The organism is Pantoea sp. E956-1, assembly GCF_982223955.1.
Genome location: NZ_CEUYZP010000006.1, coordinates 234,037 through 259,991 on the forward strand (window position 1 = coordinate 234,037; position 25,955 = coordinate 259,991).

The following is a 25,955-nucleotide window of genomic DNA, read 5'->3' on the forward strand; positions in this document are numbered from 1 at the left end:
GCGTTGCGCTTGAAAAAAGGCGGCGCGGCATCATCTCTGATGAAACTTCCCGATGTTATAAAGGTCGGAGGTAAACCGGGTAATTACATTGTGGGAGTGTTCGACACTGCCACGTAAAGTTATAGTGTGGACTCTGAAGTCCGCAATGTTTCCCGAGGTTAGACGCTTCGGTTTTGGAGAATGGATGAAATCACTGTTTAAAGTCACATTGTTAGCTACCACCATGGCTGTTGCGCTGAATGCTCCGCTGGCAATGGCGGCAGATACCGCTGCGGCGCCACAGGCTGCACCAGCCGCCGCGCCACAGTCTGCGCCACAGGCACCGAAAAATGCTGCCTTCAAAGATGAAGACCAGCAGTCTGCCTACGCGCTGGGTGCTTCACTGGGTCGCTACATGGACAACTCCCTGAAGGAGCAGGAAAAACTGGGCATCAAACTGGATAAGCAACAGCTGATCGCTGGTGTTCAGGATGCATTTGGTGGCAAGAGCAAGCTCTCTGATGAAGAGATTGAGCAGACGCTGCAATCCTTTGAAGGCCGCGTGAAAGGCGCAGCCTCAGCGAAAATGGAAAAAGATGCGAAAGAGAACGCTGAAAAGGGCGAAGCTTACGCAACCAAATTTGCGAAAGAGAGCGGCGTGAAAAAAACCGAAAGCGGCCTGCTGTATAAAGTTGAGAAAGCGGGTACCGGCGACGCACCTAAAGACAGCGATACCGTAGTGGTAAACTACAAAGGTACGCTGATTGACGGTAATGAATTCGACAACTCTTATACCCGTGGCGAGCCACTCTCATTCCGTCTGGATGGTGTCATCCCAGGCTGGACTGAAGGTCTGAAGCACGTGAAGAAAGGCGGCAAGATCAAGCTGGTGATCCCACCAAATCTGGCTTACGGCAAAAATGGCGTTCCGGGCATCCCGGCTAACTCCACACTGGTGTTTGATGTTGAGCTGCTTGATATCAAACCAGCGCCAAAGGCAGATGAAAAAGCACAGGCTCCTGCGCCTGCTGCTGCAGAAAAAGCGCAGTAATCTGCTCACCGCCGCCTCCGGGCGGCGGTTTCATTTCGGCTTCACGACAAACCTCTGGCATAAGCCGACGACATTTGCCAGACTAATGCCTGCCTAATTATCCCAATATTGAGTCTGCCCATAAGCCGCTGTGACAGGCTCCAGCCATTCAGGGTGATACTCTTCAATGTCTAATCCATTCAATCCGGGTGAACTGAGCGACTTCGATCTTCTGGAGCAGCGCCCGTTCGAACAAAGTGATTACGATATTCTGAAATCGTACGAGGCTGTCGTGGATGGCCTGGCGATGTTGATCGGTTCGCATTGTGAAATTGTCCTGCATTCGCTTGAAGATCTTAAGTGTTCCGCAGTGCGTATCGCCAATGGAGAACATACTGGCCGTAAAGTCGGTTCGCCTATTACCGATTTAGCCCTGCGCATGCTGCATGATATGCATGGCGCGGACAGTAATGTCTCCCGTGCCTACTTCACACGTGCCAAAAGTGGCGTGCTGATGAAATCGGTCACGATTGCGATTCGTAACCGTCAGCAACGGGTCATTGGTTTGCTCTGCATCAACATGAACCTTGATGTGCCGTTCTCACAGATCATGTCGACTTTTATGCCGCCTGAGATGCAGCAGGTTGACTCTAACGTCAACTTCGCCAGTTCGGTAGACGATCTGGTGATGCAGACGCTGGAGTTCACCATTGAAGAGGTGAGTGCTGACCGTAATGTGTCGAACAATGCCAAGAATCGTCAGATTGTGCTGAACCTGTATGAGAAGGGGATCTTCGACATCAAGGATGCCATCAACCAGGTGGCCGATCGGCTGAATATTTCGAAGCACACCGTCTATCTTTACATCCGCCAGTTTAAAAATGGCGACTTCCAGGGACAGGACAGGTAATGCGTTACACCCTGCTGGTCACCGGCCCGGCCTACGGTACGCAACAGGCGACCAGTGCCTGGCTGTTTGCCCGCGCACTGCTGACGGCAGGTCATCAGCTTGACAGCGTTTTCTTCTATCGCGAAGGGGTGCTGAACGCTAACCAACTGACGTCGCCCGCCAGTGATGAATTTGATCTGGTGCGCGCGTGGCAGACATTGCATCAGGAACAGGGTGTGGCACTGAATATTTGTGTGGCGGCCGCGCTGCGTCGTGGCGTCAGCGACCAGCAGGAAGCGGCACGACTCCAGCTGGCGGGCAGTAACCTGCAACCGGGCTTTACCCTGAGTGGGCTCGGTGCGCTGGCGGAAGCGGCGCTAAGCTGTGAACGCATGGTACAGTTCTGATGAATCGTGTCGCATTTGTCTTTACCCAGGCACCGCACGGCAGCAGTGCAGGGCGAGAGGGACTGGATGCCGCACTGGCCACGGGCGCACTCAGTGAAGATATCGGCCTGTTTTTTATCGGTGATGGTGTGCTGCAGCTAAATCTGCATCAGCAACCTGACACGATTAAGAGCCGCCACTATGCCGCAACCTTTGGCGTGCTGGCGCTGTATGAGATTGAACAGTGTTATCTCTGTCAGTCATCGCTGATAGCGCGAGGATTAAAGGTTGACGCTGACCGGTTGCTGGATGTTACGCTACTGGACGCGCCGGCGCTGCGGCAGACGCTGGCCAGCTACGATCGCATTCTTACTTTTTAAGAGACGTTAATGCTGCATACTTTAATGCACTCACCGGCACACAGTGACCTTGAGACCCTGCTTTTAATGGCAGGTGCGGGTGATGATCTGCTGCTGTTGCAGGATGGCGTGCTGGCTGCTTTAGCCGGCAGCCACGCATTGATGCGGCTCTCAGAGAGCGAAGCGACGCTCTGGGTGCTGGAAGAAGATGTTCAGGCTCGCGGTCTTGCTGGACAAATTTCGACCCGTGTGCAGTCAGTAGACTATACTGGGTTTGTCACGCTAACGATCAGGCATCAGCAGCAAATGGTCTGGTAATCGGCTAAAACCTGGTTATTTCTTGACACCCCTTTGACTCAGCCCTAAAATTCTGCCTCCTCGTAATTCTACGAGGCGATTTATTACGTGTTTACGAAGCAAAAGCAAATCCAGGAGCTATTTAATGGCAACAGTTAACCAGCTGGTTCGCAAACCACGCGTCCGCAAAGTTGCAAAGAGCAACGTGCCGGCGCTGGAAGCTTGCCCGCAAAAACGTGGCGTTTGTACTCGTGTGTACACCACCACTCCTAAGAAACCAAACTCCGCACTGCGTAAAGTTTGCCGTGTGCGTTTGACCAACGGTTTTGAAGTTACCTCCTACATTGGTGGTGAAGGTCATAACCTGCAGGAACACTCCGTGATCCTGATCCGTGGCGGTCGTGTAAAAGACCTGCCAGGTGTGCGTTACCACACCGTTCGTGGCGCGCTTGACTGCTCAGGTGTTAAAGACCGTAAGCAGGCTCGCTCCAAGTACGGCGTGAAGAAGCCAAAGGCTTAATGGTTCTCCGTTAAGTAAGGCCAAACGTTTTAAATTAAATGTCAAAATAAACTCATAGAGTTTTGGACAATCCTGAATTAACAACGGAGTATTTCCATGCCACGTCGTCGCGTCATTGGTCAGCGTAAAATTCTGCCAGATCCTAAGTTCGGATCAGAGTTGCTGGCCAAATTTGTAAATATCCTGATGGTAGATGGTAAAAAATCTACTGCAGAATCAATCGTTTATACCGCGCTTGAGACCCTGGCTCAGCGTTCAGGTAAAAACGCGCTGGAATCTTTTGAAGTAGCCCTGGAAAACGTGCGTCCGACTGTCGAAGTTAAGTCACGTCGCGTTGGTGGTTCTACTTATCAGGTACCAGTAGAAGTCCGTCCGGTTCGTCGTAATGCTCTGGCAATGCGCTGGATCGTAGATGCTGCTCGTAAACGCGGTGATAAATCAATGGCTCTTCGCCTGGCGAACGAACTTTCTGATGCTGCAGAGAACAAAGGTACAGCAGTTAAGAAACGTGAAGACGTTCACCGCATGGCAGAAGCCAACAAGGCGTTCGCACACTACCGTTGGTAATTACCACGTAGTTGTTAAACCAGCGGGCGCTCAATCAGCCAACCCGCTGGGGTCGACTTACCTTGAACGTCCGAGAATCAGAGGAATCAAATGGCTCGTAAAACACCCATTGCTCGCTACCGTAATATCGGTATCAGTGCGCACATCGACGCCGGTAAGACTACCACTACCGAACGCGTTCTGTTCTACACCGGTGTAAACCACAAAATCGGTGAAGTACATGACGGTGCAGCAACCATGGACTGGATGGAGCAGGAACAGGAACGTGGTATTACCATCACTTCCGCTGCGACCACCTGTTACTGGTCTGGTATGGCCAAGCAGTTTGAACCACACCACATCAACATCATCGACACCCCAGGACACGTTGACTTCACCATCGAAGTTGAACGTTCTATGCGTGTGCTTGATGGCGCGGTAATGGTTTACTGTGCAGTTGGTGGCGTTCAGCCACAGTCTGAGACCGTATGGCGTCAGGCTAACAAATATAAAGTTCCACGCATTGCGTTCGTTAACAAAATGGACCGCATGGGTGCTAACTTCCTGAAAGTTGTTAAGCAGATGGAAGTTCGTCTGGGCGCAACTCCAGTTCCTCTGCAGCTGGCTATCGGCGCAGAAGAGAAATTCACCGGTGTTGTTGACCTGGTGAAAATGAAAGCAATCAACTGGAACGACGCAGATCAGGGTGTAACCTTCGACTACGAAGATATTCCAGCTGATATGCAGGAACTGGCTGAAGAATGGCATGCGAAGCTGGTTGAAGCCGCTGCTGAAGGCTCTGATGAGCTGATGGAGAAATTCTTCGGTGGTGAAGAACTGACTGAAGAAGAGATCAAAACATCTCTGCGTAAGCGTGTTCTGAACAACGAAATTATCCTGGTAACCTGTGGTTCTGCATTTAAGAACAAAGGTGTTCAGGCGATGCTGGATGCAGTTGTTGAATATCTGCCAGCACCGACTGACGTTACCGCGATCAACGGTATGCTGGACGACGGTAAAGACACGCCGGCTGTTCGTCACTCTGATGACAACGAGCCGTTTGCTGCACTGGCGTTCAAAATCGCTACCGACCCGTTCGTGGGTAACTTAACCTTCTTCCGCGTTTACTCTGGTGTTGTTAATACGGGTGACACCGTGTTCAACCCGGTTAAGTCAAACCGTGAGCGTCTGGGCCGTATCGTTCAGATGCACGCCAACAAGCGTGAAGAGATTAAAGAAGTTCGTGCGGGTGATATCGCAGCTGCGATCGGCCTGAAAGATGTGACCACTGGTGACACCCTGTGTGACCCAGATAACGTCATCATCCTTGAGCGCATGGAGTTCCCGGAGCCGGTAATCTCTATCGCCGTTGAGCCAAAAACCAAAGCTGACCAGGAAAAAATGGGTCTGGCTCTGGGCCGTCTGGCAAAAGAAGACCCATCATTCCGCGTATGGACTGATGAAGAATCTAACCAGACCATCATCGCCGGTATGGGTGAATTGCACCTCGACATCATCGTTGACCGTATGAAGCGTGAGTTCAACGTTGAAGCAAACGTGGGTAAACCACAGGTTGCTTACCGTGAAGCGATTCGCAACAAAGTTACCGATGTTGAAGGTAAACACGCCAAGCAGTCTGGTGGTCGTGGTCAGTATGGTCATGTTGTTATCGACATGTACCCACTGGAGCCAGGTTCGAACCCGAAAGGCTACGAATTTGTCAACGACATCAAAGGTGGTGTGATTCCTGGTGAATACATCCCTGCGGTTGACAAAGGTATCCAGGAGCAGCTGAAATCAGGCCCTCTGGCTGGTTATCCGGTTGTGGATCTGGGCGTGCGTCTGCACTTCGGCTCTTACCACGATGTCGACTCCTCAGAGCTGGCGTTTAAACTGGCCGCGTCTCTTGCCTTCAAACAAGGCTTTAAACAAGCGACACCTGTTCTGCTTGAACCTATCATGAAGGTTGAAGTTGAAACGCCAGAAGAGAACACGGGTGATGTCATCGGTGACCTTAGCCGTCGTCGTGGTATGCTCAAAGGGCAGGAATCTAACGCTACTGGCGTTCAGATTCACGCTGAAGTTCCGTTGTCTGAGATGTTCGGATACGCAACTCAGCTGCGTTCTCTGACCAAAGGTCGTGCTTCTTACTCCATGGAGTTCCTGAAGTATGACGATGCGCCAAACAACGTAGCGCAGGCCGTTATTGAAGCTCGTAGCAAATAAGCTACGGTTTAAATTTGAACTGATGCCTTCACCCAGATGGTGAAGGCACAACGTAAGGAATTATCGCCATGGCGAAAGAGCAATTTCAGCGTAACAAACTGCACGTAAACGTGGGCACCATCGGTCACGTCGACCACGGTAAAACCACCCTGACTGCAGCTATCACCACCGTACTGTCTAAAACTTACGGCGGCCAGGCTCGTGCATTCGATCAGATCGATAACGCACCAGAAGAGAAAGCACGTGGTATCACCATCAACACTTCACACGTTGAGTATGAAACCCCGACTCGCCACTATGCGCACGTTGACTGCCCAGGCCACGCCGACTATGTGAAAAACATGATCACCGGTGCTGCGCAGATGGACGGCGCGATCCTGGTTGTTGCTGCGACTGATGGCCCAATGCCACAGACCCGTGAGCACATCCTGCTGGGCCGTCAGGTTGGCGTTCCTTACATCATCGTGTTCCTGAACAAGTGTGACATGGTTGATGATGAAGAGCTGCTGGAACTGGTAGAGATGGAAGTTCGTGACCTGCTGTCAGCATATGACTTCCCAGGCGACGACACTCCAATCGTTCGTGGTTCTGCTCTGAAAGCGCTGGAAGGCAACCCAGAGTGGGAAGCGAAAATCATCGAACTGGCTGAGCATCTGGACAACTATATCCCAGAGCCTCAGCGTGCGATCGACATGCCGTTCCTGCTGCCAATCGAAGACGTATTCTCAATCTCTGGCCGTGGTACCGTTGTTACCGGTCGTGTTGAGCGCGGCATCGTTAAAGTCGGCGACGAAGTTGAAATCGTGGGTATCAAAGATACTGTGAAATCAACCTGTACCGGTGTTGAGATGTTCCGTAAGCTGCTGGACCAGGGTCAGGCAGGCGAAAACTGTGGTGTTCTGCTGCGCGGTATCAAGCGTGAAGACATCCAGCGTGGCCAGGTTCTGGCTAAGCCAGGCTCAATCAAGCCGCACACCCAGTTCGAGTCAGAAGTTTACGTTCTGTCTAAAGACGAAGGTGGTCGCCATACTCCGTTCTTCAAAGGCTATCGTCCACAGTTCTACTTCCGTACAACTGACGTAACCGGCTCAGTAGAGCTGCCAGAAGGCGTTGAGATGGTCATGCCAGGCGACAACATCAAAATGGTTGTTACCCTGATCCACCCAATCGCAATGGACGAAGGTCTGCGCTTCGCAATCCGCGAAGGTGGCCGTACCGTTGGCGCGGGTGTAGTTGCTAAAGTTATCGCTTAATTGTGATATCTGCTGTGGCCGTGTAAATGGCCACTGCAACACAGTAAAAAGAGCACTTCGGTGCTCTTTTTTTTGCTCTGAAAACGCCATAACCCTGCAAAGGGTGGGTTTGAAATAAAAACGATTCGCATTTACACTGTGTACAGAAAATGTACCCGAGTGATGAATCAATGTACGTCTGCCTGTGTAATGCCATCAGTGATAAAACCCTTCGTGAAGTCGTGCGTCGCTATCAGCCCAAATCTATTCAGCAACTGCGCCAGCTTGTGCCGGTCGGCAAGCAATGCGGCAAATGCATTCGTGCTGCGCGTGAAATTATGGATGAAGAGCTGCAGCATGCACCACTCTACAAAGAGATAGCCTGACCGATGATCGGTGCGTGAATACCCACAATATCTGTCGCGTTTTTTTGACTTCTTTTTAACCGCATCTACGCTCTAATAAACCAGACGCGGAGGGTTAACAATGAAGGGCGATATCAAAGTTATCAGTCATCTCAACAAACTGCTTGGAAATGAACTGGTTGCTATCAATCAGTACTTTCTGCATGCGCGCATGTTCAAAAACTGGGGTCTGACGCGCCTCAATGACGTTGAGTACCATGAATCAATCGATGAAATGAAACATGCCGATAAATATATAGAGCGTATTCTTTTCCTTGAAGGGATCCCAAACCTTCAGGATCTGGGACGGCTCCGTATCGGTGAAGATGTTGAGGAGATGCTGAGTTCAGACCTGAATCTGGAGCTGGAGGGTGCGAAAGACCTTCGTGAAGCCATCTCCTATGCTGACAAAGTGCATGACTATGTCAGCCGTGACATGATGATTGAAATCCTGGCTGATGAGGAACATCACATTGACTGGATCGAGACGGAACTTGAGTTAATCCAGAAAATGGGCATCCAGAACTATCTGCAGGCTCAAATCAAACAAGAGTGAATCGGGTCTGCAGCACTATCGTTACCCAGCCCGCAATGGCCAGGAAAGGGCCAAACGGCAGCGGGCTGTCCCCCTGAATAAAACCCCGCAGTTGTAGCATCACAATCGACGTCAGCGCCATAACGGTGGCACCCAGCGCAATCCAGGGTAATGTCTGCCAGCCACAGCAGGCACCTAACGCTGCGAAGAGCTTGATATCGCCATAGCCTAACCCTTCGTACCCCCGCATCTGCCGATAGCTCCACGCGAGCAGCCACAACGCACAGTAGCCCGTCAGAGCACCCCCTATCGCCGTTGTTTCGGTTCCGGACAGCGTGGCATGGAGTAATCCGGACCAGAGCAGCAGATAATTGAGCGGGTCAGGTATACAGAAGTGGCGGCGATCGATGGCTGCCACGAGCAGCAAGAGGCCGGAGGCAGTAATAATAAAAATAGCCTCCGCAGAGTGGTCAAAGCTCTGCAACACCAGCAGGCACAGAAGGGCGAACAGCCATTCAATGACAAAACTTTCTGCGCCGAACGCGTGATGACAGAAGCGACACCGCCCTTTTAAACCTGGCCAGCTTATTAACGGCAGCGCATCGCGCCACAGCAGGCGCTGCTGGCAATGATTACAGTGCGAACCCGGAAAGCAGAGTAGGGCAAACCATTGAGCGGGTGAGAGGTCGGGGGTGAAGCGCTGGCAGGTCAGCGAAAGAAAGCTTCCCAATGCACCGCCGCCTGCGAGTGCAGCAATGTGAGTTATCAGAGTGGGCAACATGTTTATGCTCCGGACGAAAGGTTAGATGCACTCTCGTCGGCAATGGGTTCTGTGTCATCTGTGGATTAAGAACAGCGGAAACAGACTCACAACGGACTAACTGATTTATCAGCGATACGGCAGTGCAATGCGAAGTACGCCTCACTAACCAGCCACAATTTAATGGGTAAAACTTCAACACGGGTTGCTTCCTGAACAGATTTACGTATAATGCGCGGGCCTGCAGATATTGCAGGCGCGATTCGAGCAGAATCGCAGACGGCTGAAATATAGGCCGCCTGACAATACTCCCAATTGTGGAGTTATATGCTGAACGATTACACTCTCCCATCAATCGTAATGGGCTCGAGTAGTAATTTTTTTCGTCTATAAAAAGTTTGGAGCTCTGGTCTCATGCAGAACCAAAGAATCCGTATCCGTCTTAAAGCGTTTGATCATCGTCTGATCGATCAATCAACCGCGGAAATCGTTGAGACCGCCAAGCGCACTGGTGCGCAGGTTCGTGGTCCAATCCCGCTGCCAACCCGCAAAGAGCGTTTTACCGTTCTGATCTCTCCGCACGTTAACAAAGATGCGCGTGATCAGTACGAAATCCGCACTCACAAGCGTCTGGTAGACATCGTTGAGCCAACTGAAAAAACCGTTGATGCTCTGATGCGTCTGGATCTGGCTGCCGGTGTTGACGTGCAGATCAGCCTGGGTTAATCAGGTCATCGAGCGATTGAGAGGTTGAAACAATGATTGGTTTAGTCGGTAAAAAAGTGGGCATGACCCGCATCTTCACTGAAGATGGCGTTTCTATCCCCGTCACCGTAATCGAAGTTGAAGCGAACCGCGTTACTCAGGTCAAAGGCCTGGAAAACGATGGTTACCAGGCAATTCAGGTTACCACCGGTGCTAAAAAAGCAAACCGTGTGACCAAACCTGAAGCTGGTCATTTTGCTAAAGCTGGCGTTGAAGCTGGCCGTGGCCTGTGGGAATTCCGCACCGCTGAAGGTGAAGAATACTCTGTAGGTCAGAGCATCAGCGTTGAGATTTTCGCTGAAGTTAAGAAAGTTGACGTAACCGGTACCTCTAAAGGTAAAGGTTTCGCCGGTACCGTTAAGCGCTGGAACTTCCGTACCCAGGACGCTACTCACGGTAACTCCTTGTCTCACCGCGTTCCGGGTTCTATCGGTCAGAACCAGACTCCGGGCAAAGTGTTCAAAGGCAAGAAAATGGCAGGTCAGCTGGGTAATGAGCGCGTAACCGTTCAGAGTCTGGACGTAGTACGTGTTGACGCTGAGCGCAACCTGCTGCTGGTTAAAGGTGCAGTTCCCGGTGCTACCGGTAGCGACCTGATCGTTAAACCAGCTGTGAAGGCGTAAGGGGATAGCAATGGAATTAGTATTGAAAGACGCGCAGAGCGCGCTGACTGTTTCCGAAACTACCTTCGGTCGTGATTTCAACGAAGCGCTGGTTCACCAGGTTGTTGTTGCTTACGCATCTGGCGCCCGCCAGGGTACTCGTGCGCAGAAAACTCGCGCCGAAGTAACCGGTTCAGGCAAAAAGCCATGGCGTCAAAAAGGCACCGGCCGTGCGCGTGCAGGTTCTGTAAAGAGCCCAATCTGGCGTTCAGGTGGTGTGACCTTTGCTGCGAAGCCGCAGGACCACAGTCAAAAAGTTAACAAAAAGATGTACCGCGGCGCGCTGAAAAGCATCCTGTCCGAGCTGGTACGTCAAGATCGTCTGATCGTTGTCGAATCATTTGCTGTAGAAGCACCGAAAACCAAGCTGCTGGTACAGAAACTGAAAGACATGGCTCTGGAAGACGTGCTGATCATCACCGGTGAACTGGATGAGAATCTGTTCCTGGCTGCGCGCAACCTGTACAAGGTTGACGTACGTGATGCATCCGGTATCGACCCAGTTAGCCTGATCGCCTTCGACAAAGTCGTTATGACTGCTGATGCAGTTAAGCAAGTTGAGGAGATGCTGGCATGATCCGTGAAGAACGTCTGCTGAAAGTACTGCGCGCGCCGCACGTATCTGAAAAAGCATCTAGCGCGATGGAAAAAACCAATACCATCGTTCTCAAAGTTGCTAATGACGCGACCAAAGCAGAGATCGTTGCTGCTGTTGAGAAACTGTTCGAAGTAGAAGTTAAAGACGTAAACACCCTGGTAGTTAAGGGCAAAGTTAAGCGTCAAGGACAGCGTATCGGTCGTCGTAGCGACTGGAAAAAAGCTTACGTCACCCTGAAAGAAGGCCAGAATCTGGACTTCGCTGGCGGCGCTGAGTAAGTCGGAGGAGAAAGACAATGGCAGTTGTTAAATGTAAACCGACATCTCCGGGTCGTCGCCATGTAGTTAAAGTGGTAAACGCGGAGCTGCACAAGGGCAAACCATTTGCCCCGCTGGTAGAAAAAAACAGCAAATCCGGTGGCCGTAACAACAATGGTCGTATCACTACCCGTCATATCGGTGGTGGTCACAAGCAGGCTTATCGTATTGTTGACTTCAAACGCAACAAAGACGGTATCCCGGCAGTTGTTGAACGTCTTGAGTACGATCCGAACCGCTCTGCGAACATCGCACTGGTTCTGTACAAAGACGGCGAGCGCCGTTACATCCTGGCCCCTAAAGGCCTGAAAGCCGGCGACCAGATCCAATCTGGCGTTGATGCTGCGATTAAAGCAGGTAACACTCTGCCGATGCGTAACATCCCGGTGGGTTCAACCGTGCATAACGTAGAAATGAAACCAGGCAAAGGCGGTCAGATTGCTCGCTCAGCCGGTGCTTACGTGCAGATCGTTGCGCGTGAAGGTTCTTACGTTACCCTGCGTCTGCGTTCAGGTGAAATGCGTAAAGTCGAGTCTGACTGCCGCGCAACACTGGGCGAAGTCGGCAACGCTGAGCATATGCTGCGCGTTCTGGGTAAAGCTGGTGCAGCCCGTTGGCGTGGTGTTCGTCCTACCGTTCGTGGTACCGCGATGAACCCAGTTGATCACCCGCACGGTGGTGGTGAAGGTCGTAACTTTGGTAAGCACCCGGTAACTCCGTGGGGCGTTCAGACCAAAGGTAAGAAGACCCGTAGCAACAAGCGTACCGATAAGTTTATCGTACGTCGCCGTAGCAAATAATATTAGAGGATAAGCCATGCCACGTTCTCTCAAGAAAGGTCCTTTTATTGACCTGCACTTGCTGAAGAAGGTAGAGAAAGCGGTGGAAAGCGGTGACAAGAAGCCTTTGCGCACTTGGTCCCGTCGTTCAACGATCTTTCCTAACATGATCGGTTTGACCATCGCTGTCCATAATGGTCGTCAGCACGTTCCTGTCTTTGTTTCCGACGAAATGGTTGGTCACAAACTGGGTGAATTCGCGCCGACACGTACTTATCGCGGTCACGCGGCTGATAAAAAAGCCAAGAAGAAATAAGTAGGAGGAAGAGATGGAAACTTTAGCTCAACATCGCCACGCTCGTTCTTCTGCTCAGAAGGTTCGCCTTGTTGCTGACCTGATTCGCGGTAAGAAAGTGTCGCAGGCACTGGACATTTTGACCTACACCAATAAGAAAGCGGCTGTACTGGTCAAAAAAGTTCTGGAATCTGCCATTGCTAACGCCGAACACAACGATGGCGCTGATATCGACGATCTGAAAATCACGAAAATTTTCGTTGATGAAGGTCCGACCATGAAACGCATTATGCCGCGTGCCAAAGGTCGTGCAGATCGCATCCTGAAGCGCACCAGCCACATTACTGTGGTTGTGTCCGATCGCTGAGACTCTGGAGACTAGCAATGGGTCAGAAAGTACATCCTAATGGTATTCGCCTGGGTATTGTAAAACCATGGAACTCTACCTGGTTTGCGAACACCAAAGAATTCGCTGACAACCTGGACAGCGATTTTAAAGTACGTCAGTTTTTGACTAAAGAACTGGCTAAAGCATCTGTCTCTCGTATCGTTATCGAGCGTCCAGCGAAGAGCATCCGTGTGACTATTCACACCGCTCGTCCGGGCATCGTTATCGGTAAGAAAGGCGAAGATGTAGAAAAACTGCGCACGGTCGTCGCGAATATCGCTGGCGTTCCTGCACAGATTAATATCGCCGAAGTCCGCAAGCCGGAACTGGACGCGAAACTGGTAGCTGACAGCATCACTTCACAGCTGGAGCGTCGTGTGATGTTCCGTCGTGCTATGAAGCGTGCAGTTCAGAACGCCATGCGTCTTGGCGCGAAGGGTATTAAAGTCGAAGTTAGCGGCCGTCTGGGTGGCGCCGAGATCGCACGTACCGAATGGTATCGTGAAGGTCGCGTGCCATTGCACACACTGCGTGCTGACATTGACTACAACACCTCTGAAGCGCACACCACTTATGGTGTAATCGGCGTTAAGGTATGGATCTTCAAAGGTGAGATCCTGGGTGGTATGGCTGCTGTTGAACAACCGGAACCGGCTGCTCAACCTAAAAAGCAGCAGCGTAAAGGCCGTAAGTAAGGAGAGTCGCTGATGTTACAACCAAAGCGTACGAAATTCCGTAAAGTGCACAAAGGCCGTAACCGCGGTCTGGCTGCGGGTACGGATGTCAGCTTCGGTACTTTCGGTCTGAAAGCTGTTGGCCGTGGTCGTCTGACTGCTCGTCAGATCGAAGCAGCACGTCGTGCTATGACCCGTGCAGTTAAGCGTCAAGGTAAGATCTGGATCCGAGTATTCCCGGACAAACCGATCACCGAGAAGCCGCTGGAAGTGCGTATGGGTAAAGGTAAGGGTAACGTAGAGTATTGGGTTGCCCTGATCCAGCCTGGTAAAGTCCTGTATGAAATGGACGGCGTACCAGAAGAGCTGGCCCGTGAAGCATTCAAGCTGGCAGCAGCAAAACTGCCTATCAAAACCACCTTTGTAACTAAGACGGTGATGTAATGAAAGCAACTGAGCTGCGTGAAAAAAGCGTTGAAGAGCTGAACACTGAGCTGCTTAATCTGCTGCGTGAGCAATTTAACCTGCGCATGCAGGCAGCATCTGGCCAACTGCAGCAGACTCATCTGCTGAAACAGGTTCGCCGTGATGTTGCACGCGTTAAGACTTTACTGACTGAGAAGGCGGGTTCGTAATGACCGATAAAATCCGTACTCTGCAGGGTCGTGTAGTAAGTGACAAAATGCAGAAATCTGCAGTTGTTGCTATCGAACGTTTCGTGAAACACCCGATCTACGGCAAATTCATTAAACGTACGACCAAGCTGCACATCCATGACGAGAACAATGAATGTGGAATTGGTGACGTGGTAGAAATCCGCGAATGCCGTCCACTGTCCAAGACTAAATCCTGGACCCTGGTTCGCGTAATCGAGAAAGCTGTTCTGTAATAAGAATCGTTTTTTCTGAGGAAACCCTCTGCTTCGGCAGGGGGTTTTTTTTTGCCTGTAATTCGGGCTTGATCCATTTGTGCCTGTGGCAATGCGGATTTGATGGCGCTCACAAATTCAGGGGCTTGCGAGGATTAAGCTGTCTCTCTTCAGGCGACGCGGCCTGAAAGCGCCAGGCTATAAAAGCCGGGGTTATCATAACTGTACAAGGAAATGTGCCGTGAAAATGGAGAGTCATGACCGCTTACGCCGGTCACTGTTAAAATTGCCACTGTTAGCTGCGTTACCTGTGATTAGCTCTGCTAAAAGCTTGCCGCTATTATCGGGAAACACACAACCACTACTCACAGGCAATAGCATGGAACGAACTCTGTTACTAAAGAATGCTGAATGCGTGGTCTGCATGGATGCCGACCGTCGGGAACTACGTAACGCTTCTGTTCTGATAAAAGGAAATCAGATCGTTGCAGTCGGGGAGGCTGAATCGTTACCCGATAGTGCGGATGAGATTATCGATCTGCGAGGACACATTGTTATTCCTGGCCTGATCAATACGCATCACCACATGTATCAGAGCCTGACCCGCGCTATTCCTGCCGTGCAAAACGGCGAGCTTTTTAACTGGCTGACCCACCTCTATCCACTGTGGCAGAATTTGACGTCTGAGATGATTCATATCTCAACACAGATCTCCATGGCCGAGCTAATGCTCTCCGGCTGCACCACCACCAGTGACCATCTCTACGTCTACCCGAATGGCTGTAAGCTTGACGACAGTATTGAGGCTGCAGCCTTAATGGGCATGCGTTTCCATGCGAGCCGGGGCAGCATGAGCGTCGGTAAATCCCTGGGCGGCTTACCTCCCGATGCACTGGTAGAGAATGAAGCGGCAATTCTGAAAGATACGCAGCGAGTGATTGAGCGCTACCATGATGACAGCCACGGTTCGATGTTACGAATCGTCGTTGCGCCGTGTTCGCCGTTCTCAGTCAGCCGCGAGCTGATGAAGCAGTCTGCTGCGATGGCACGCAGCTTCAACGTCTCAATGCATACTCATCTGGCGGAGAACGACAGCGATATTCGTTATAGCCGTGAAAAGTTCAATATGACACCAGCACAGTATGTTGAAGACCTTGGCTGGGTAGGACCGGATGTCTGGCATGCGCACTGCGTCAAACTGGATCAGCATGGCATAGAACTCTTTGCACGTACCGGTACCGGCGTCGCGCACTGTCCTTGCTCGAACATGCGTCTCGGTTCCGGTATTGCGCCGATACGCCATATGTGTGATGCCGGCGTACACGTGGGTATGGGTGTGGATGGCTCAGCCTCCAATGACAGCTCAGACATGATGGCCGAGGTTCGTCAGGCGATGCTGCTGCAACGCGTTGGCTTTGGCCCGGATGCGATGACGGCACGTCAGGCGCTGGAACTGGCGACGCTAGGTGGAGCTAAAGTGCTTAACCGCAATGATGTGGGCACCATTGCGCCAGGCATGATGGCCGATCTGGCCATTTTTGACCTGAACCGGATTGGTCTTGCCGGGGCAGGGCACGATCCTGTCGCCGCCCTGGTGTTCTGTAATCCGGGACAGGTTGCGTATAGCATCATTAACGGAAAAGTCAGGGTACGGGGTGGACAACTCGCGGGAATTGAACTGCCAGCCGTACTGCGTCAGCATAACCAACTGGCCAGGAAACTGGCTGGTTGAGTCAGATGGGCACTTTATTTAGGAGGCGACGAAAAATAAGGCAGATTACATTTGCTACTGTTCGCACTATTCCCTAGAATACGCCCTCCCTGTCATCAGGGGAAATCAGCGGCTCGATTGAGAGCCGCTTATTTTTTCTACCCATCTGTGAGAACCGGTGTTACAATGCCGCGCCCTCAATTATGGGGCTTTCTAACGACCTGAGGTTTAGGTCCCGAAGTAGTAGTTGACATTAGCGGAGCACTAAAATGATCCAAGAACAGACTATGCTGAACGTCGCCGACAACTCCGGTGCACGTCGCGTAATGTGTATCAAGGTTCTGGGTGGCTCGCACCGTCGCTACGCAGGCGTCGGTGACATCATCAAAGTTACCATCAAGGAAGCAATTCCGCGTGGTAAAGTCAAAAAAGGTGATGTCCTGAAGGCGGTAGTGGTGCGCACCAGGAAGGGTGTTCGTCGCCCGGACGGTTCTGTCATTCGCTTCGATGGTAATGCATGCGTTATTCTGAACAATAACAGTGAGCAGCCTATCGGTACGCGTATTTTTGGGCCGGTAACTCGTGAACTTCGTACTGAAAAGTTCATGAAAATTATCTCTCTGGCACCAGAAGTACTCTAAGGAGCGAACAATGGCAGCTAAAATCCGTCGTAACGACGAAGTTATCGTGTTAACCGGTAAAGATAAAGGTAAGCGCGGTAAAGTTAAGAATGTCCTGTCTTCTGGTAAGGTCATCGTTGAAGGTATCAACCTGGTGAAGAAACATCAGAAGCCGGTTCCGGCTCTGAACCAACCAGGTGGCATCGTTGAAAAAGAAGCTGCTATTCAGGTTTCTAACGTTGCACTGTTCAACGCGGCAACTGGTAAGGCTGACCGTGTAGGCTTTAGATTCGAAGACGGCAAAAAAGTCCGTTTCTTCAAGTCTAACAGCGAAACTATCAAGTAATTTGGAGTAGTACGATGGCGAAACTGCATGATTACTACAAAGACGAAGTAGTCCAGAAACTCATGACAGAGTTTGGCTACAATTCTGTCATGCAAGTCCCTCGGGTCGAGAAGATCACCCTGAACATGGGTGTTGGTGAAGCGATCGCTGACAAGAAACTGCTGGATAACGCAGCAGCTGACCTGGCAGCAATCTCCGGTCAAAAACCGCTGGTCACCAAAGCACGCAAATCAGTTGCAGGCTTCAAAATCCGTCAGGGCTATCCGATCGGCTGTAAAGTAACTCTGCGTGGCGAGCGCATGTGGGAGTTCTTTGAGCGTCTGGTCACCATTGCTGTTCCACGTATCCGTGACTTCCGTGGCTTGTCCGCTAAGTCATTCGATGGTCGTGGCAACTACAGCATGGGTGTACGTGAGCAGATCATCTTCCCAGAAATCGACTACGACAAAGTCGATCGCGTTCGTGGTTTGGATATCACCATTACCACTACTGCGAAATCTGATGATGAAGGCCGTGCTCTGCTGGCTGCCTTTGACTTCCCGTTCCGTAAGTAAGGTAGGGTTACTTAATGGCTAAGCAATCTATGAAAGCACGCGAAGTTAAGCGTGCAAAATTAGCAGACAAATTCTTCGCTAAACGCGCTGAACTGAAAGCGATCATCTCTGATGTGAACGCTTCCGACGAAGATCGTTGGGATGCTGTTCTGAAGCTGCAGAGTCTGCCGCGTGATTCCAGCCCTTCGCGTCAGCGTAACCGCTGCCGTCAAACAGGTCGTCCGCACGGTTTCCTGCGGAAGTTTGGGTTGAGCCGTATCAAGGTCCGCGAAGCCGCCATGCGCGGTGAAATCCCGGGCCTGAAAAAGGCTAGCTGGTAATTGTCACCAATTGAATCACGGGAGTAACACAGATGAGCATGCAAGATCCGATCGCGGATATGCTGACCCGTATCCGTAACGGTCAGGCCGCAAACAAAGTTGCGGTCACCATGCCTTCCTCCAAGCTGAAATTGGCAATTGCCAACGTTCTGAAGGAAGAAGGATATATTGAAGATTTTAAAATCGAAGGCGACATCAAGCTGGAACTGGAACTTACTCTCAAGTATTTCCAGGGTAAAGCTGTTGTAGAAAGCATTCAGCGAGTAAGCCGTCCTGGTCTGCGCATCTATAAGAAAAAAGATGAGCTGCCAAAGGTAATGGCTGGTATGGGCATCGCTGTAGTTTCTACATCTAAAGGTGTCATGACTGATCGTGCAGCGCGCCAGGCAGGTCTTGGTGGCGAAATTATCTGCTACGTAGCGTAATCGGAGGATACATATGTCTCGTGTTGCTAAAGCACCTGTCGTTGTTCCTGCCGGCGTAGAGGTAAAACTCAACGGTCAGGTAATTTCGATTAAAGGTAAAAACGGCGAGCTGACTCGTACTATCAATGATGCTGTTGAAGTTAAGCATGCTGACAACGCTCTGACTTTCGCTCCGCGCGAAGGTTTCGTTGACGGCTGGGCGCAGGCGGGTACTTCTCGCGCGCTGCTGAACGCAATGGTAATCGGTGTTACCGAAGGCTTCACTAAGAAGCTGCAGCTGGTTGGTGTAGGTTATCGTGCAGCCGTTAAAGGCGACGTGGTTAACCTGTCTCTGGGCTTTTCTCATCCAGTCGATCACCAGCTGCCCGCGGGTATCACTGCAGAATGTCCAACTCAGACTGAGATCGTGCTGAAAGGCGCTGATAAACAGCTGATTGGTCAGGTTGCAGCGGACTTGCGCGCCTACCGTCGTCCTGAGCCTTATAAAGGCAAGGGTGTCCGTTACGCCGACGAAGTCGTGCGTACCAAAGAGGCTAAGAAGAAGTAAGGTAACACTATGGATAAGAAATCTGCTCGTATCCGTCGTGCGACCCGTGCACGTCGCAAGCTCAAAGAGCTGGGTGCTACTCGCCTGGTGGTACATCGTACCCCGCGTCATATTTACGCACAGGTAATCGCCCCGAACGGTTCCGAAGTTCTGGTCGCTGCTTCTACTGTAGAAAAAGCTATCACTGAACAACTGAAGTATACCGGTAATAAAGAAGCCGCAGCTGCAGTAGGTAAAGCTATCGCAGAACGCGCAATCGAAAAAGGCATCACTGGTGTTTCTTTCGACCGTTCCGGTTTCCAATATCATGGTCGCGTCCAGGCACTGGCAGATGCTGCCCGTGAAGCTGGCCTTCAGTTCTAAGGTAGAGGTCTAAGATGGCACACATCGAGAAACAAGCTGGCGAACTGCAGGAAAAACTGATCGCGGTAAACCGTGTTTCTAAAACTGTTAAAGGTGGTCGTATCTTCTCCTTCACAGCACTGACTGTGGTAGGCGATGGTAATGGTCGCGTAGGTTTTGGTTACGGTAAAGCGCGTGAAGTTCCAGCAGCGATCCAGAAAGCGATGGAGAAAGCCCGTCGCAACATGGTTAACGTCGCGCTGACCAACGGCACCCTGCAGCACCCAGTTAAAGGTGCACACACGGGTTCCCGCGTGTTCATGCAGCCGGCTTCAGAAGGTACCGGTATTATTGCCGGTGGTGCAATGCGCGCCGTTCTGGAAGTCGCTGGAGTTCATAACGTACTGGCAAAAGCCTATGGTTCTACTAACCCGATTAACGTGGTTCGTGCAACTATCGACGGCCTGGGCAATATGAAATCTCCGGAAATGGTCGCTGCTAAGCGTGGTAAATCCGTTGAAGAAATTCTGGGGTAATCACGATGGCTAAGACTATTAAAATCACTCAAACCCGTAGTTCAATCGGCCGCTTGCCTAAGCATAAAGCCACTCTGGTTGGCCTGGGTCTGCGTCGTATTGGCCACACCGTTGAGCGTGAAGACACGCCTGCAGTACGCGGTATGGTTAACGCGGTTTCCTATATGGTTAAAGTGGAGGAGTAAGAGATGCGTTTAAATACTCTGTCTCCGGCCGAAGGGTCTAAGCACGCTACCAAGCGTCTGGGTCGTGGTATCGGTTCTGGCCTCGGAAAAACCGGTGGTCGTGGTCACAAAGGTCAGAACTCACGTTCTGGCGGTGGCGTACGTCGCGGTTTCGAAGGTGGTCAGATGCCTCTGTACCGTCGTCTGCCGAAGTTCGGTTTCACCTCTCGCAAAGCAATGATCACCACAGAGATTCGTCTGTCTGATCTGGCGAAAGTTGAAGGCGGTATCGTCGACCTGAACGCGCTGAAAGCAGCCAACATTGTCGGTGTTCAGATTGAATTCGTTAAAGTAATTCTGTCTGGTGAAGTTTCTACACCGGTAACGGTTCGCGGTCTGCGTGTCACCAAAGGTGCTCGTGCTGCAATCGAAGCTGCTGGCGGTAAAATCGAGGAATAAGTAGCAGATGGCTAAACAACCGGGATTAGATTTTCAAAGTGCCAAGGGTGGCTTTGGTGAGCTGAAACGCAGACTGCTGTTTGTAATCGGCGCACTCATTGTCTTCCGTATTGGCTCTTTTATTCCAATCCCTGGTATTGATGCCACTGTACTTGCCAAACTGCTTGAGCAACAGCGTGGCACCATCATTGAAATGTTTAACATGTTCTCTGGTGGTGCTCTCAGCCGTGCTTCTATTTTCGCACTGGGTATCATGCCGTATATTTCGGCATCGATTATCATCCAGTTATTAACGGTGGTTCATCCAGCGTTAGCGGAAATTAAGAAAGAAGGGGAGGCTGGCCGTCGTAAGATTAGCCAGTACACCCGATACGGTACGTTGGTATTGGCCATATTTCAGTCGATCGGTATTGCTACCGGTCTGCCGAATATGCCAGGGATGCAAGGCCTGGTAATGAATCCAGGCTTTGCTTTCTACTTTACCGCTGTTGTGAGTCTGGTCTCAGGAACGATGTTCCTGATGTGGCTGGGCGAACAGATTACTGAACGTGGTATCGGTAACGGTATTTCGATCATTATCTTCGCAGGTATCGTTGCGGGTCTCCCGCCGGCCATTGGCCATACCATCGAGCAAGCGCGGCAAGGCGACCTGCACTTCCTTCTGTTGCTGTTGGTTGCAGTACTCGTATTCGCAGTGACCTTCTTTGTTATCTTTGTTGAACGTGGTCAACGCCGCATTGTGGTGAACTACGCAAAACGTCAGCAAGGTCGTCGCGTTTACGCTGCACAGAGCACACATTTACCGTTGAAAGTGAACATGGCGGGCGTGATTCCAGCCATCTTTGCTTCCAGCATTATTCTGTTCCCGGCAACGATTGCATCGTGGTTTGGGGGCGGTACCGGTTGGAACTGGCTGACAACAATTTCGCTGTATTTGCAGCCAGGACAGCCGCTTTATGTGCTACTCTATGCGACTGCAATCATCTTCTTCTGTTTCTTCTATACGGCGTTGGTTTTCAACCCACGTGAAACAGCAGATAACCTGAAGAAGTCTGGTGCATTCGTACCGGGAATTCGTCCGGGAGAGCAAACGGCGAAGTATATTGATAAAGTAATGACGCGATTGACCTTAATCGGCGCTCTCTACATTACGTTTATCTGCCTTATCCCGGAGTTCATGCGTGATGCGATGAAGGTTCCCTTCTACTTTGGCGGTACTTCACTGCTTATCGTAGTTGTCGTCATCATGGACTTTATGGCTCAAGTGCAAACTCTGATGATGTCAAGTCAGTACGAGTCGGCACTGAAGAAAGCTAACCTGAAAGGCTACGGCCGTTAATTCAGTTGGTTGAGAAGTTACGGAGAGTAAAAATGAAAGTTCGTGCTTCCGTCAAGAGATTATGTCGTAACTGCAAAATCATTCGTCGCGACGGTGTCGTCCGTGTGATCTGCAGCGCCGAGCCAAAGCATAAACAGCGCCAAGGCTGATTTTGTCACATATTTTTCTTGCAAAGTCGGGTTGAGCTGGCTAGATTAGCCAGCCAATCTTTTGTATGTCAGTGCGTTTCCATTTGAGTATCCTGAAAACGGGCTTTTCAGCATGGGACGTGCTTGTTTAATTATAGGAGTGCATAGTGGCCCGTATAGCAGGCATTAACATTCCTGATCAAAAACATACCGTTATCGCATTAACTTCGATCTTCGGTATCGGTAAAACTCGTTCTAAAGCCATCTGCGCTTCAACGGGTATTGCTGAAAATGTTAAGATCAGTGAGCTGTCTGAAGAACAAATTGATCAGCTGCGTGATGCAGTTGCGAAATTCGTTGTAGAAGGTGATCTGCGCCGTGAAATCACCCTGAGCATCAAGCGTCTTATGGACCTTGGTTGCTACCGTGGTTTGCGCCATCGTCGTGGTCTTCCGGTTCGCGGTCAGCGTACTAAGACCAACGCACGTACCCGTAAGGGTCCGCGTAAACCGATCAAGAAATAATCGGGGTGAGTAAATAATGGCAAAGGCACCAGTTCGTGCACGTAAGCGTGTAAGAAAACAAGTCTCAGATGGCGTGGCTCATGTCCATGCTTCTTTTAACAACACCATCGTTACCATTACTGATCGTCAGGGTAACGCACTGGGTTGGGCAACCGCCGGTGGTTCCGGTTTCCGCGGTTCACGTAAATCCACTCCGTTTGCTGCTCAGGTCGCTGCAGAGCGCTGTGCAGAAGCGGTAAAAGATTACGGAATTAAGAACCTGGAAGTTATGGTAAAGGGTCCGGGTCCAGGACGCGAATCTACGATTCGTGCTTTGAACGCCGCTGGTTTCCGCATCACTAATATTACTGATGTGACTCCTATCCCTCATAACGGTTGTCGTCCGCCGAAAAAACGTCGCGTATAACGCCCGTTTTTTTAGGATAGTTGGAGAAAGAAAATGGCAAGATATTTGGGTCCTAAGCTCAAGCTGAGCCGTCGTGAGGGCACTGACTTATTCCTTAAGTCTGGCGTTCGCGCGATTGATTCCAAGTGTAAGATTGAACAAGCCCCTGGTCAGCATGGTGCGCGTAAACCGCGTCTGTCTGATTACGGCGGTCAGTTACGTGAAAAGCAAAAAGTTCGTCGTATCTACGGCGTGCTGGAGCGTCAGTTCCGTAACTATTATAAAGAAGCAGCTCGTCTGAAAGGCAACACCGGTGAAAACCTGTTGGCTCTGCTGGAAGGTCGTCTTGACAACGTAGTTTATCGTATGGGCTTTGGTGCCACTCGTGCAGAAGCACGTCAGCTGGTGAGCCACAAGTCTGTTCTGGTAAATGGCCGCGTTGTTAACATCGCTTCTTATCAGGTATCTCCGAATGATGTCGTTAGCATCCGTGAGAAAGCCAAAAAGCAATCTCGCGTGAAGGCCGCTCTGGAGCTGGCTGAGCAGCGTGAAAAGCCAACCTGGCTGGAAGTTGATGCGACTAAGATGGAAGGTGTGTTCAAGCGTATTCCTGAACGTACTGATCTGTCTGCGGACATTAACGAACACCTGATCGTCGAGCTTTACTCCAAGTAAGGCTTAGTACCAAAGAGAGGACACAATGCAGGGTTCTGTGACAGAGTTTCTAAAACCGCGCCTGGTAGATATCGAGCAAGTGAGTTCGACGCACGCCAAGGTGACCCTTGAGCCTTTAGAGCGTGGCTTTGGCCATACTCTTGGTAACGCACTGCGCCGTATTCTGCTTTCATCCATGCCGGGTTGCGCGGTGACCGAGGTTGAAATTGATGGTGTACTTCATGAGTACAGCACCAAAGAGGGCGTACAGGAAGATATCCTGGAAATCCTGCTCAACCTGAAAGGGCTGGCGGTAAGAGTTCAGGGGAAAGATGAAGTTATTCTGACCTTGAATAAATCTGGCATTGGCCCTGTGACTGCAGCCGACATTACCCATGATGGTGATGTCGAAATCGTCAAGCCTCAGCATGTCATTTGCCATCTGACCGATGAGAACGCTGCTATCAGCATGCGTATCAAAGTTCAGCGTGGTCGTGGCTATGTGCCGGCTTCTGCCCGAATTCATTCGGAAGAAGATGAGCGCCCAATCGGCCGCCTGTTAGTTGACGCTTGCTACAGCCCTGTAGACCGTATCGCCTACAATGTTGAAGCAGCGCGTGTAGAGCAGCGCACCGACCTGGACAAGCTGGTCATCGAAATGGAAACCAACGGCACAATCGATCCTGAAGAGGCGATTCGTCGTGCGGCAACCATTCTGGCAGAACAACTTGAAGCTTTCGTTGACTTACGAGATGTACGTCAGCCGGAAGTTAAAGAAGAGAAACCAGAATTCGATCCGATCCTGCTGCGCCCTGTTGACGATCTGGAATTGACTGTCCGCTCTGCTAACTGCCTTAAGGCAGAAGCTATCCACTACATCGGTGATCTGGTACAGCGTACCGAGGTTGAGCTGCTTAAAACGCCTAACCTTGGTAAAAAATCTCTTACCGAGATTAAAGATGTGCTGGCTTCTCGTGGTCTTTCTCTGGGCATGCGCCTCGAGAACTGGCCGCCAGCAAGCATTGCTGATGAATAATCAGATCACAGGTTAAGGTTTCACTGAGAAGGATAAGGTCATGCGCCATCGTAAGAGTGGTCGTCAACTGAACCGCAACAGCAGCCATCGTCAGGCTATGTTCCGCAACATGGCCGGTTCTCTGGTTCGTCATGAGATCATCAAAACGACTCTGCCGAAAGCCAAAGAACTGCGTCGCGTAGTTGAGCCGCTGATTACTCTTGCCAAGACCGACAGCGTAGCTAATCGTCGTCTGGCATTCGCCCGTACTCGTGATAACGAGATCGTGGCAAAACTGTTTAATGAGCTGGGCCCGCGTTTCGCGAGCCGTGCCGGTGGTTACACTCGTATTCTGAAGTGTGGCTTCCGTGCTGGTGACAACGCTCCGATGGCTTACATCGAGCTGGTTGATCGTCCAGAAGCTCAAGCAGAAGCAGCCGCAGAGTAATCTGTAGCAACGTAAAAAACCCGCTTCGGCGGGTTTTTTATTGCCTGAAATTTACTACCTTAGAACTTATTATTTCATGTTCAAAGGAGCCAACTATGTGGCTGGTTGACGAGCTTGCTGAACAGCATATCAAAGCGGCGCTGGAAAAAGGCGAGCTGAGTAATCTTCCCGGTTCCGGTAAGCCGCTACAGCTGGATGACGACAGTCATGTTCCGCCTGAGTTAAGAGCGGGGTACCGGTTACTGAAAAATTCGGGCTTTCTGCCGCCGGAGCTTGAGCTCAGACGGGAAGCCATGGAAGTTAACGATCTTATTCGCAACCTCGATCCTGCGGATCAATCCTATCAGGATCATTGCCATCGGCTTCAGGTGCTGGAGCTAAGATTACGCCAGGCGGGTATCAGTACCGATTTTCTTCATGGTAATTATTCCACTGCTATTCAGCATCGTTTCCGCGAGGAGGAGTAAATGTTTCGCATCGGTCAGTTAGCTAAGCTTGCGGAGGTGACGCCAGACACGATCCGTTTTTATGAAAAGCAGCAGATGATGGATCATGATGGTCGGACGGAAGGTGGTTTTCGCCTTTACAGCGAGGGCGATCTCCAGCGTCTGAAATTTATTCGCTACGGTCGTAAACTGGGTTTCAGCCTTGAAGCGATCAGAGAGCTGCTTTCGATCCGGGTTGATCCTGTGCATCACACCTGTCAGGAATCAAAAGCGATCGTTGAAAAACGGTTGAGTGAAGTTGCTCAGATGATCGCAGAATTAGAAACGATGCAGCGTTCCCTGCGACACCTTTCCGACGCCTGTTGTGGTGACAGTCACAGTAGCATTTCGTGCTCAATTCTTGAGGCGCTGGAGCGGGGAGAGGTTTTGAGCAAATAAGCATATTGTTATTTTGCTGCAAAAGAATAGAGTATCAGACCATCT

43 protein-coding genes are annotated in these 25,955 nt (G+C 50.9%); 42 read left to right on the plus strand and 1 reads right to left on the minus strand.

Annotation, left to right across the window (positions count from 1 at the left end; all coding sequences use genetic code 11):
* The first annotated feature begins 184 nt into the window (after positions 1–184).
* From fkpA to bfr, 11 genes are all read left to right on the plus strand, one after another.
* Positions 185–1,030, plus strand: a complete 846-nt coding sequence (gene fkpA, locus AC0T7J_RS16395; protein WP_473795357.1) for an FKBP-type peptidyl-prolyl cis-trans isomerase — start codon at positions 185–187, stop codon at positions 1,028–1,030.
* A 166-nt stretch (positions 1,031–1,196) separates the two neighbouring features.
* Complete coding sequence (locus AC0T7J_RS16400; protein ID WP_193405631.1) at positions 1,197–1,919, plus strand: helix-turn-helix transcriptional regulator; 723 nt, start codon at positions 1,197–1,199, stop codon at positions 1,917–1,919.
* A complete protein-coding gene (gene tusD, locus AC0T7J_RS16405; protein WP_010253028.1) occupies positions 1,919–2,305 on the plus strand; it encodes a sulfurtransferase complex subunit TusD in 387 nt (128 codons plus the stop codon). Before AC0T7J_RS16400 ends, tusD begins: the two co-directional genes overlap by 1 nt.
* Positions 2,305–2,664, plus strand: coding sequence for a sulfurtransferase complex subunit TusC (gene tusC, locus AC0T7J_RS16410; RefSeq protein WP_473795358.1), 360 nt, complete (start codon positions 2,305–2,307; stop codon positions 2,662–2,664). The genes tusD and tusC overlap by 1 nt, the downstream gene beginning before the upstream one ends.
* Before the next feature lie 9 nt (positions 2,665–2,673).
* Complete coding sequence (tusB, locus tag AC0T7J_RS16415; protein WP_473795359.1) at positions 2,674–2,961, plus strand: sulfurtransferase complex subunit TusB; 288 nt, start codon at positions 2,674–2,676, stop codon at positions 2,959–2,961.
* 124 nt (positions 2,962–3,085) lie between these two features.
* The gene (gene rpsL / locus AC0T7J_RS16420; RefSeq protein WP_003852912.1) at positions 3,086–3,460 is read left to right on the plus strand and encodes a 30S ribosomal protein S12; all 375 of its coding nucleotides are present in this window, start codon (positions 3,086–3,088) and stop codon (positions 3,458–3,460) included.
* Positions 3,461–3,556: 96 nt separating this feature from the next.
* Positions 3,557–4,027, plus strand: a complete 471-nt coding sequence (gene rpsG, locus AC0T7J_RS16425; protein ID WP_003852909.1) for a 30S ribosomal protein S7 — start codon at positions 3,557–3,559, stop codon at positions 4,025–4,027.
* A gap of 90 nt (positions 4,028–4,117) precedes the next feature.
* Positions 4,118–6,232: an elongation factor G gene (fusA, locus tag AC0T7J_RS16430; protein ID WP_039388931.1), complete on the plus strand. Its 2,115-nt coding sequence runs from the start codon at positions 4,118–4,120 to the stop codon at positions 6,230–6,232.
* A 68-nt stretch (positions 6,233–6,300) separates the two neighbouring features.
* Entirely contained in the window at positions 6,301–7,485 is a 1,185-nt protein-coding gene (gene tuf / locus AC0T7J_RS16435; protein WP_010253018.1) for an elongation factor Tu, read from the plus strand.
* Positions 7,486–7,655: 170 nt separating this feature from the next.
* A complete protein-coding gene (gene bfd / locus AC0T7J_RS16440) occupies positions 7,656–7,850 on the plus strand; it encodes a bacterioferritin-associated ferredoxin (RefSeq protein WP_473795381.1) in 195 nt (64 codons plus the stop codon).
* Positions 7,851–7,950: 100 nt separating this feature from the next.
* Complete coding sequence (bfr, locus tag AC0T7J_RS16445) at positions 7,951–8,424, plus strand: bacterioferritin (protein WP_010253012.1); 474 nt, start codon at positions 7,951–7,953, stop codon at positions 8,422–8,424.
* Here bfr and AC0T7J_RS16450 read toward each other — a convergent pair.
* Positions 8,411–9,184 (minus strand): prepilin peptidase, encoded by a 774-nt coding sequence (locus AC0T7J_RS16450; RefSeq protein WP_473795360.1) that lies wholly within the window; start codon positions 9,182–9,184, stop codon positions 8,411–8,413. The two genes, bfr and AC0T7J_RS16450, sit on opposite strands and share 14 nt — an antisense overlap.
* Positions 9,185–9,577: 393 nt before the next feature.
* Here AC0T7J_RS16450 and rpsJ point away from each other — a divergent pair, with 393 nt between their 5' ends.
* The 31 genes from rpsJ (at position 9,578) to zntR (ending at position 25,910) form a co-directional block, all read left to right on the plus strand.
* Complete coding sequence (gene rpsJ, locus AC0T7J_RS16455) at positions 9,578–9,889, plus strand: 30S ribosomal protein S10 (RefSeq protein ID WP_001181005.1); 312 nt, start codon at positions 9,578–9,580, stop codon at positions 9,887–9,889.
* A 32-nt stretch (positions 9,890–9,921) separates the two neighbouring features.
* Positions 9,922–10,551, plus strand: a complete 630-nt coding sequence (gene rplC, locus AC0T7J_RS16460; protein ID WP_003850712.1) for a 50S ribosomal protein L3 — start codon at positions 9,922–9,924, stop codon at positions 10,549–10,551.
* A 10-nt stretch (positions 10,552–10,561) separates the two neighbouring features.
* A complete protein-coding gene (rplD, locus tag AC0T7J_RS16465) occupies positions 10,562–11,167 on the plus strand; it encodes a 50S ribosomal protein L4 (protein WP_003850711.1) in 606 nt (201 codons plus the stop codon).
* On the plus strand, positions 11,164–11,466 hold the full coding sequence (gene rplW / locus AC0T7J_RS16470) for a 50S ribosomal protein L23 (protein WP_003850708.1): 303 nt from the start codon (positions 11,164–11,166) through the stop codon (positions 11,464–11,466). The genes rplD and rplW overlap by 4 nt, the downstream gene beginning before the upstream one ends.
* Before the next feature lie 17 nt (positions 11,467–11,483).
* Complete coding sequence (gene rplB / locus AC0T7J_RS16475; protein WP_008927137.1) at positions 11,484–12,305, plus strand: 50S ribosomal protein L2; 822 nt, start codon at positions 11,484–11,486, stop codon at positions 12,303–12,305.
* 16 nt (positions 12,306–12,321) lie between these two features.
* The gene (rpsS, locus tag AC0T7J_RS16480) at positions 12,322–12,600 is read left to right on the plus strand and encodes a 30S ribosomal protein S19 (protein ID WP_001138115.1); all 279 of its coding nucleotides are present in this window, start codon (positions 12,322–12,324) and stop codon (positions 12,598–12,600) included.
* Between the two features lie 13 nt (positions 12,601–12,613).
* Positions 12,614–12,946: a 50S ribosomal protein L22 gene (gene rplV / locus AC0T7J_RS16485; RefSeq protein ID WP_008927136.1), complete on the plus strand. Its 333-nt coding sequence runs from the start codon at positions 12,614–12,616 to the stop codon at positions 12,944–12,946.
* Positions 12,947–12,963: 17 nt separating this feature from the next.
* On the plus strand, positions 12,964–13,662 hold the full coding sequence (rpsC, locus tag AC0T7J_RS16490) for a 30S ribosomal protein S3 (RefSeq protein WP_009087585.1): 699 nt from the start codon (positions 12,964–12,966) through the stop codon (positions 13,660–13,662).
* 12 nt (positions 13,663–13,674) lie between these two features.
* A complete protein-coding gene (rplP, locus tag AC0T7J_RS16495) occupies positions 13,675–14,085 on the plus strand; it encodes a 50S ribosomal protein L16 (RefSeq protein WP_008927134.1) in 411 nt (136 codons plus the stop codon).
* Complete coding sequence (rpmC, locus tag AC0T7J_RS16500; RefSeq protein ID WP_003850146.1) at positions 14,085–14,276, plus strand: 50S ribosomal protein L29; 192 nt, start codon at positions 14,085–14,087, stop codon at positions 14,274–14,276. Before rplP ends, rpmC begins: the two co-directional genes overlap by 1 nt.
* The gene (gene rpsQ, locus AC0T7J_RS16505) at positions 14,276–14,530 is read left to right on the plus strand and encodes a 30S ribosomal protein S17 (RefSeq protein ID WP_003850147.1); all 255 of its coding nucleotides are present in this window, start codon (positions 14,276–14,278) and stop codon (positions 14,528–14,530) included. The genes rpmC and rpsQ overlap by 1 nt, the downstream gene beginning before the upstream one ends.
* Before the next feature lie 358 nt (positions 14,531–14,888).
* Positions 14,889–16,241, plus strand: a complete 1,353-nt coding sequence (locus AC0T7J_RS16510) for an 8-oxoguanine deaminase (RefSeq protein ID WP_473795361.1) — start codon at positions 14,889–14,891, stop codon at positions 16,239–16,241.
* Positions 16,242–16,489: 248 nt separating this feature from the next.
* Positions 16,490–16,861, plus strand: a complete 372-nt coding sequence (gene rplN / locus AC0T7J_RS16515) for a 50S ribosomal protein L14 (protein ID WP_006120590.1) — start codon at positions 16,490–16,492, stop codon at positions 16,859–16,861.
* 10 nt (positions 16,862–16,871) lie between these two features.
* Positions 16,872–17,186, plus strand: coding sequence for a 50S ribosomal protein L24 (gene rplX, locus AC0T7J_RS16520; protein WP_003850150.1), 315 nt, complete (start codon positions 16,872–16,874; stop codon positions 17,184–17,186).
* Positions 17,187–17,200: 14 nt separating this feature from the next.
* Positions 17,201–17,740 (plus strand): 50S ribosomal protein L5, encoded by a 540-nt coding sequence (gene rplE, locus AC0T7J_RS16525; protein WP_003850155.1) that lies wholly within the window; start codon positions 17,201–17,203, stop codon positions 17,738–17,740.
* A 14-nt stretch (positions 17,741–17,754) separates the two neighbouring features.
* Complete coding sequence (gene rpsN / locus AC0T7J_RS16530; RefSeq protein WP_008927132.1) at positions 17,755–18,060, plus strand: 30S ribosomal protein S14; 306 nt, start codon at positions 17,755–17,757, stop codon at positions 18,058–18,060.
* 32 nt (positions 18,061–18,092) lie between these two features.
* The gene (gene rpsH, locus AC0T7J_RS16535; protein WP_003850158.1) at positions 18,093–18,485 is read left to right on the plus strand and encodes a 30S ribosomal protein S8; all 393 of its coding nucleotides are present in this window, start codon (positions 18,093–18,095) and stop codon (positions 18,483–18,485) included.
* 13 nt (positions 18,486–18,498) lie between these two features.
* Positions 18,499–19,032 carry a 50S ribosomal protein L6 gene (rplF, locus tag AC0T7J_RS16540; protein ID WP_003850161.1) on the plus strand — a complete coding sequence of 178 codons (534 nt, stop codon included), beginning with the start codon at positions 18,499–18,501 and terminating at the stop codon, positions 19,030–19,032.
* Positions 19,033–19,041: 9 nt separating this feature from the next.
* Positions 19,042–19,395: a 50S ribosomal protein L18 gene (rplR, locus tag AC0T7J_RS16545; protein ID WP_003850163.1), complete on the plus strand. Its 354-nt coding sequence runs from the start codon at positions 19,042–19,044 to the stop codon at positions 19,393–19,395.
* Positions 19,396–19,409: 14 nt separating this feature from the next.
* The gene (rpsE, locus tag AC0T7J_RS16550; protein ID WP_003850164.1) at positions 19,410–19,910 is read left to right on the plus strand and encodes a 30S ribosomal protein S5; all 501 of its coding nucleotides are present in this window, start codon (positions 19,410–19,412) and stop codon (positions 19,908–19,910) included.
* Positions 19,911–19,915: 5 nt separating this feature from the next.
* On the plus strand, positions 19,916–20,095 hold the full coding sequence (gene rpmD, locus AC0T7J_RS16555) for a 50S ribosomal protein L30 (protein ID WP_003850166.1): 180 nt from the start codon (positions 19,916–19,918) through the stop codon (positions 20,093–20,095).
* 3 nt (positions 20,096–20,098) lie between these two features.
* Positions 20,099–20,533, plus strand: a complete 435-nt coding sequence (rplO, locus tag AC0T7J_RS16560; RefSeq protein ID WP_003850168.1) for a 50S ribosomal protein L15 — start codon at positions 20,099–20,101, stop codon at positions 20,531–20,533.
* A 7-nt stretch (positions 20,534–20,540) separates the two neighbouring features.
* The gene (secY, locus tag AC0T7J_RS16565; RefSeq protein ID WP_003850175.1) at positions 20,541–21,872 is read left to right on the plus strand and encodes a preprotein translocase subunit SecY; all 1,332 of its coding nucleotides are present in this window, start codon (positions 20,541–20,543) and stop codon (positions 21,870–21,872) included.
* A gap of 32 nt (positions 21,873–21,904) precedes the next feature.
* Entirely contained in the window at positions 21,905–22,021 is a 117-nt protein-coding gene (gene rpmJ, locus AC0T7J_RS16570) for a 50S ribosomal protein L36 (RefSeq protein ID WP_010252805.1), read from the plus strand.
* A 146-nt stretch (positions 22,022–22,167) separates the two neighbouring features.
* Entirely contained in the window at positions 22,168–22,524 is a 357-nt protein-coding gene (gene rpsM, locus AC0T7J_RS16575; RefSeq protein WP_003850176.1) for a 30S ribosomal protein S13, read from the plus strand.
* A 16-nt stretch (positions 22,525–22,540) separates the two neighbouring features.
* Positions 22,541–22,930, plus strand: coding sequence for a 30S ribosomal protein S11 (gene rpsK / locus AC0T7J_RS16580; protein WP_004160563.1), 390 nt, complete (start codon positions 22,541–22,543; stop codon positions 22,928–22,930).
* Between the two features lie 33 nt (positions 22,931–22,963).
* Positions 22,964–23,584: a 30S ribosomal protein S4 gene (gene rpsD / locus AC0T7J_RS16585; RefSeq protein WP_008927131.1), complete on the plus strand. Its 621-nt coding sequence runs from the start codon at positions 22,964–22,966 to the stop codon at positions 23,582–23,584.
* A 25-nt stretch (positions 23,585–23,609) separates the two neighbouring features.
* Positions 23,610–24,599: a DNA-directed RNA polymerase subunit alpha gene (locus AC0T7J_RS16590; protein ID WP_003850179.1), complete on the plus strand. Its 990-nt coding sequence runs from the start codon at positions 23,610–23,612 to the stop codon at positions 24,597–24,599.
* A 40-nt stretch (positions 24,600–24,639) separates the two neighbouring features.
* Entirely contained in the window at positions 24,640–25,026 is a 387-nt protein-coding gene (rplQ, locus tag AC0T7J_RS16595) for a 50S ribosomal protein L17 (RefSeq protein WP_003850180.1), read from the plus strand.
* A 95-nt stretch (positions 25,027–25,121) separates the two neighbouring features.
* A complete protein-coding gene (locus tag AC0T7J_RS16600; protein ID WP_473795362.1) occupies positions 25,122–25,493 on the plus strand; it encodes a DnaJ family domain-containing protein in 372 nt (123 codons plus the stop codon).
* Positions 25,494–25,910: a Zn(2+)-responsive transcriptional regulator gene (gene zntR / locus AC0T7J_RS16605; protein ID WP_473795363.1), complete on the plus strand. Its 417-nt coding sequence runs from the start codon at positions 25,494–25,496 to the stop codon at positions 25,908–25,910.
* Positions 25,911–25,955 lie beyond the last annotated feature (45 nt).